Here is a 5,553-nt window from a genome sequence, read left to right on the forward strand (position 1 = left end):
GTGGGGGTACTCTGTGCGCACCAGCCTATCAGCGCACTACAGAGAGTCTCCACGAGCACTGGCTTTTTCCCAAAACCGCTCTACGCTCACCCCTGCTTTTCTCGAGGGGGGAATCCATGACTGCCACGCCCCGGCTGCCGGTGACGCTGAGCGTCAACGGCGAAGTCCGCACGCTTACGCTCGATCCACGGGTGACGCTGCTCGACGCGCTGCGCGAGCATTTGCTGCTCACCGGTACCAAGAAGGGTTGCGACCAGGGGCAGTGCGGCGCCTGCACCGTGCTGGTGAACGGGCGGCGGATCAACAGCTGCCTCAGCCTCGCAGTGATGCATGAGGGCGACGAGATTTCGACCATCGAAGGGCTGGGAACGCCCGAGGCGCTGCACCCGATGCAGGCGGCTTTCGTAACGCATGATGGCTTCCAGTGCGGCTATTGCACGCCGGGGCAGATCCTCTCGTCGCTCGCGGTGATCGAGGAGATCCGGGCCGGGGTGCCGAGCCACGTGACCGGCGATCTCGAAGCGCCGATCCCGTTGAGCGACGCAGAAATCCGCGAGCGGATGAGCGGCAATCTCTGCCGCTGCGCCGCTTACCCCAACATCATGGCGGCGATCCGCGATTACCTGGGAGAGGGCGCATGAAGCCGTTCAGCTACGAGCGGGTGACGAGCCCGGGCGAGGCGGTGGAGGCCGCGGCGGCGCAACCGGGGGCGCGGTTCATTGCCGGCGGCACGAACCTCCTCGACCTGATGAAGCTTGGGATCGAAGCGCCGGCGCACCTGATCGACGTCAACCGGCTGGGGCTCGATATGATCGAGCCGATGGCGGAGGGCGGCCTGCGGATCGGGGCGCTGGTGCGCAATGCCGACCTCGCGGCGGACCGGCGGGTGCGGCGCGATTATGCGGTGCTGGCGCGGGCGCTGGTGTCGGGCGCCTCGGGGCAGCTGCGCAACAAGGCGACGACGGCGGGCAACCTGATGCAGCGCACAAGATGCCCGTATTTCTACAATACCGACATGCCCTGCAATAAGCGGCGCCCCGGTTCGGGCTGCGCCGCCATCGGCGGCCTGACGCACAACCTCGCGGTGCTCGGGGTGAGCGATGCCTGCATCGCCACCCACCCCTCGGACATGTGCGTGGCGCTTCGGGCGCTCGATGCGACGGTCGAGACCGTCGGCGCGGGCGGGCGGACACGCTCGATTCCGATCGCCGCGTTCCACCGGCTGCCGGGCGACCGGCCCGATATCGAGACGGCGCTCGAGCCGGGCGAGCTGATCACCGCGGTGACGCTGCCCGCGCCGCTTGGCGGGGTGCAGCTTTACCGCAAGGTGCGGGAGCGCGCCTCCTATGCCTTCGCCAACCTCACGGTGGCGCTGGTGGCGCGTGAGGGGCAGATCGTGCGGCTGGCCTTTGGCGGGCTGGCGGCAAAACCCTGGCGCGTCGAGGCGGCGGAGGAGGGAGCCGAAGCCGATCTCGCGGCGGACCTGGCGCTCGCTGGCGCGACGCCGACCGAAGACAATGCCTACAAACTGCCCTTGGCACGGCGGACGCTCAAGGCGACGTTGGCGCAGGCGACGGAGGTCCGGTCATGATCGGCCAGGGGATCAGCCGTACCGACGGGCCGATCAAGGTCACCGGGCGGGCCGCCTATTCGGCCGAACGGCAGGACGCCGGGCCGACGCTCCACGGCTACATTCTCGGCGCCGGCATCGGCAAGGGCCGAGTGGCGCGGATCGACATCGCAGCGGCCGAGGCGGCGCCGGGCGTGCGGCTGGTATGGACGCATGAGAATGCGCCCGAGCAGGGGCCGGCCGAGGGCATCGAAGGCGACATGATGGACCGGACGCGGCCCGAGCTCGCCGGCGACCGGATCAACTATTACGGCATGCCGATCGCTTTCGTGGTGGCCGAGAGCTTCGAGGAGGCGCGGGCGGCGGCTGGGCTGATCACGGTCGAATACGAGCTCGAAGCCGGAGCGTTCGCGCTCGGCGGGTTCGGGCCGGACCTCAACTGGCGGCGCCCGTCGCGGGCAGGCGATATCGACCAGGCGATGCGCGAGGGGCCGGTGACGGTCGAGGAGACCTACAGCACGCCCTACCATTTCTCGCAGCCGATGGAGCTCCATGCCTGTATCGCCGACTGGCGCGACGGGCACCTCCACCTCTATCTCACCGCCCAGATGGTGAACCAGTTGACCACCGGGCTCGGCAAGACCTTGCGGCTCGACCCCAGCGCCATCAGCATCGACAGCGCTTACGTCGGCGGCGGTTTCGGCTCGAAGATCGTGCTGCATTGCGAGGCGGTGCTGGCCTCGCTGGCGACCATGGCGCTGGGCCAGCCAGTGAAGCTGATGCTGACCCGGCGGCAGATCTTCACGCTGGTCGGGCACCGCCCGGCCTCGATCAGCCGCGTGCGGCTGGCGGCGACGCCGGACGGGCAGCTCACCGCGCTCGGCCATGATGCGCTGATCCAGGTGCGTACCGACGACGCCTGGGACGAAGGCGTCTCATCGGTGGGCAAAGCCCTCTATGCCTCGCCCAACCGGCTGACCCGGCAGGCGCACCAGGCCCTCGACGTGCAGCCCGGCGAGCCGGTGCGCGGCCCGGGCGAGCTGCCGGGGCTGATGGTGCTGGAATCGACGATGGACGAGCTGGCCGAAAAGCTCGGCATCGATCCGGTCGAGTTGCGGCTCAGGAACGACACGCAGATCGACCCCGACAAGCGGCTGCCATTGAGCGGGCGACGGCTGGCCGATTGCCTGCGTGAGGGGGCGGAACAGTTCGGCTGGCGCGATCGGCCGACCCGCCCGGCGAGCCGCCGCGATGGGCGCTGGCTGGTCGGCTACGGCGTCGCCTCGTCGATGCGCGGGCACTACCAGACGTCGGCCGAGGTGATGGTGCGGATCGAGCCGGACGGTTGGGTGATCGTCCGCTCCGACATGACCGATATCGGCACCGGCACCTACACCATCGTGGCGCAGGTGGTGGCGGAAGCGCTGGGCGTGCCGATCAGTCAGATCAAGGTGGAGCTGGCGCATACCAAGCACCCGAAGGGCAATGGCGCGGGCGGCTCATGGGGCGCCGCGAACACTACCGTCGCCGCCGACCGGGCCGCTGCGGCGCTTCGGGCGCGGATCGCGGTGGTGGCAGGGACGGGCTACAACGACATCTTTGCCGAAGTGCGCCGGCACTTCCCCGATGGCATCGAAGAGACCGGTAAGACGCTCGATAACAAGGACGATCCAAATTACCGCACTCACGCGCAATATACCTATGGCGCGTCGTTCGCCGAGGTCGGGGTCGATATCGATACCGGCGAAGTGCGGCTGAGGCGGATGCTTGGCGTGTTCGCGGCCGGCCGCATCCTCAACGCCAAGACGGCGCGCTCGCAGCTGATCGGCGGGATGATCTGGGGGGTAAGCGCTGCGCTCCAGGAAGCCGGGGCGCTCGACCCGCGCCACGGCCACTGGGTCAACGGCGACTTCGCCGAGTACCTGATCCCGACCCACGCCGACATCCCAGCGATCGACGCCATCATGCTCGAGGATTTCGACGACAAGGCCAACCATTTGGGGGTGAAGGGGATTGGCGAGCTCGGTGCCGGCGGCACCGGCGGGTCGGTGGCGAACGCGGTGTACAATGCCACGGGCGTGCGGGTGCGGGACTTTCCGATCACGCTGGCGAAGCTGTTGCCGGGGTTGCCGGGATAGGGGCGTCGACGTCGGGGTCTGTGTGCTTGGCGCCCCTCACCCCGGCCCTCTCCCCAGAGGGGCGAGGGGACGCACTTTGCGCCGGCAGTGCCACAACGCCCCCTCGCCCCTTTGGGGAGAGGGCGGCGGTAAGGCTGGAGGCCTTACCGCGGGGTGAGGGGCGCCAAGCGCACCGGTGCCTATGGTTGGTCGAAATCGGTGGGCTTGTCGAAGTCGCGCGCCAGGCCCGGGGGCGCTGCAATGAGCCTGGCACCGGCAAGCAGGTGCTTGGCGCCGTGGTCGCCCGAGATTGCCGCGAGTTCGGGGAACAGCCGTCGTGCAAACACTGCCGGCGGCCCGCGCGCGGTGTCGAAGCCGGTGGCGACAGCGTCAATGTCACCGGCCGCATCGATCAGCTGCGCGAGGTGGGCGGCTGTGATGTTGGGCATGTCGGCGAGGCACACCAGCAGCGCGGCGGCGCCGAGTTCGGTGGCGCGTCGCGCGCCGAGCGCCAGGGAGGCGCCCATGCCTTGGGCGGGGTCGGGGTTCTCGACCAGTTCGAAGCCGCGTTCGGCGAAGACGTTTCCGCGCGGTGACGGCGCGGGCGGGACGATGGCGATGCGCCAGGTCAGGGGCATGCCCACCAGCGTATCGGCGATGTGGGCGGCCAGCGGCTTGCCGGCATAGGGATAGAGCAGCTTGTCGCCGCCGAAGCGGGTCGAGAGGCCGGCCGCGAGAACGATCGCCGCGATGGGCTCAGGCACGGTCAAGCTGGGCGCGGGTGGCTGAGATCTGGGCGAGGACGGAGAGCGCCAGCATGCCGGGGTCACGGGCCCGATCAATCAGCCCGATCGGGCCGTGGATGCGGTCGATGGCTTTAGGCGGCAGCCCCATGGCGGCCAGTCGGGCACGGCGCAACCCGTGGGTTTTGACGCTGCCCAGCGCCCCGACATAAAAGCCGTCAGCGACCGCAGCGCGGGCGAGGATGGCGTTTTCCCATTCGTGCTCGTGGAACAACAGCACCGTCGCCGTCCAGGGGTCGATCGGCAGTTCGAAGACCTGTGTCGGGGTGGTGAGGATTTCGATCGGCACATTGAGCGCGGCGAGGGCATGGGCCGAGCTTTCGTCGGGGGTGGCGAGCCGCAGATCGAACTCGGCGGCGGCGCTGACGCGGGCCATCACCTCGAATTCGGGGCCGCGACCGACCAGCAGCAGCCGGGTGCGCGGCTGATAGCGGCGGACGAACACGCCGTCGTGCCAGCCTGTCGGTGCCGGGCTGTCGGTAATCGTGGCGGCCGAATGGGCGGGGTCGAAGGCGATGGCGAAGGCCTCGCGCCGCTCGAAGCGGGCGATGGCTTCAGCCAGCAGTTCGGCCCTCGGTTCGACGTGCAGCATCAGGTCGACGCCGCCGCCGCAGGGAAAGCGGATATCGATGAAGCGCGAACCGCGACCGAAGCGGAAGGTCTGGTCCTTACCGGTCCCAATCAGCGGCGCGAACTCGGCGGCGATGGCGGGCTCGACGCAGCCGCCCGAGACATGGCCGAGATGCCGGCCATCCGCCAGCACCGCCATGTGGGTGCCAAGCGCCTTGGGCGCGCCGCCATCGATGGCCGAAAGCGTGACGAGGGCGCCCGGTATGCCGAGCGCCCGGGCGCGCGCCAGGAACACGAACGGCGCCAGTTCGCGATCCATCCCCGCAAAGGCCGCGGGCGCGAGATCGTCGACCAGCTCGGCTTTGGCCAGCATGCGCGCTCCTCCAAAAGCGTTTCGGTGGAGAGTAGAACATCTGCGGCTGAAGCGCACTGCATGAGCGCGGGCTTCTCCATGATCCTCCCCCGCGTGGCGGGGGAGGGGGACCAGCGAAGC

5 protein-coding genes are annotated in these 5,553 nt (G+C 69.3%); 3 read left to right on the forward strand and 2 right to left on the reverse strand.

Annotation, left to right across the window (positions count from 1 at the left end; genetic code table 11):
- Positions 1–92 precede the first annotated feature (92 nt).
- From VW23_RS00680 to VW23_RS00690, 3 genes are read left to right on the forward strand one after another with little or no spacing between them, the layout of a single operon-like run.
- Positions 93–641, forward strand: a complete 549-nt coding sequence (locus tag VW23_RS00680; protein WP_069907680.1) for a 2Fe-2S iron-sulfur cluster-binding protein — start codon at positions 93–95, stop codon at positions 639–641.
- Positions 638–1,591, forward strand: a complete 954-nt coding sequence (locus VW23_RS00685; protein ID WP_069907681.1) for an FAD binding domain-containing protein — start codon at positions 638–640, stop codon at positions 1,589–1,591. Before VW23_RS00680 ends, VW23_RS00685 begins: the two co-directional genes overlap by 4 nt.
- Complete coding sequence (locus tag VW23_RS00690) at positions 1,588–3,708, forward strand: xanthine dehydrogenase family protein molybdopterin-binding subunit (protein WP_069907682.1); 2,121 nt, start codon at positions 1,588–1,590, stop codon at positions 3,706–3,708. Before VW23_RS00685 ends, VW23_RS00690 begins: the two co-directional genes overlap by 4 nt.
- Before the next feature lie 179 nt (positions 3,709–3,887).
- On the opposite strand, the gene VW23_RS00695 is transcribed toward VW23_RS00690, so the two are convergent.
- Together VW23_RS00695 and VW23_RS00700 are read right to left on the reverse strand one after the other, a co-directional pair.
- The gene (locus VW23_RS00695) at positions 3,888–4,451 is read right to left on the reverse strand and encodes a nucleotidyltransferase family protein (protein WP_176730292.1); all 564 of its coding nucleotides are present in this window, start codon (positions 4,449–4,451) and stop codon (positions 3,888–3,890) included.
- Complete coding sequence (locus VW23_RS00700; RefSeq protein ID WP_069907684.1) at positions 4,444–5,433, reverse strand: XdhC family protein; 990 nt, start codon at positions 5,431–5,433, stop codon at positions 4,444–4,446. Before VW23_RS00700 ends, VW23_RS00695 begins: the two co-directional genes overlap by 8 nt.
- Between the last annotated feature and the right edge of the window lie 120 nt (positions 5,434–5,553).

Source organism: Devosia insulae DS-56 (assembly GCF_000970465.2).
Classification (GTDB): Bacteria; Pseudomonadota; Alphaproteobacteria; order Rhizobiales; family Devosiaceae; genus Devosia_A; species Devosia_A insulae.

Coding starts and splice junctions, on each gene's coding strand:
- VW23_RS00685 (WP_069907681.1), top strand. CDS start 638: ATGAAGCCGTTCAGCTACGAGCGGGTGACGAGCCCGGGCGAGGCGGTG.
- VW23_RS00690 (WP_069907682.1), top strand. CDS start 1,588: ATGATCGGCCAGGGGATCAGCCGTACCGACGGGCCGATCAAGGTCACC.
- VW23_RS00700 (WP_069907684.1), bottom strand. CDS start 5,433: ATGCTGGCCAAAGCCGAGCTGGTCGACGATCTCGCGCCCGCGGCCTTT.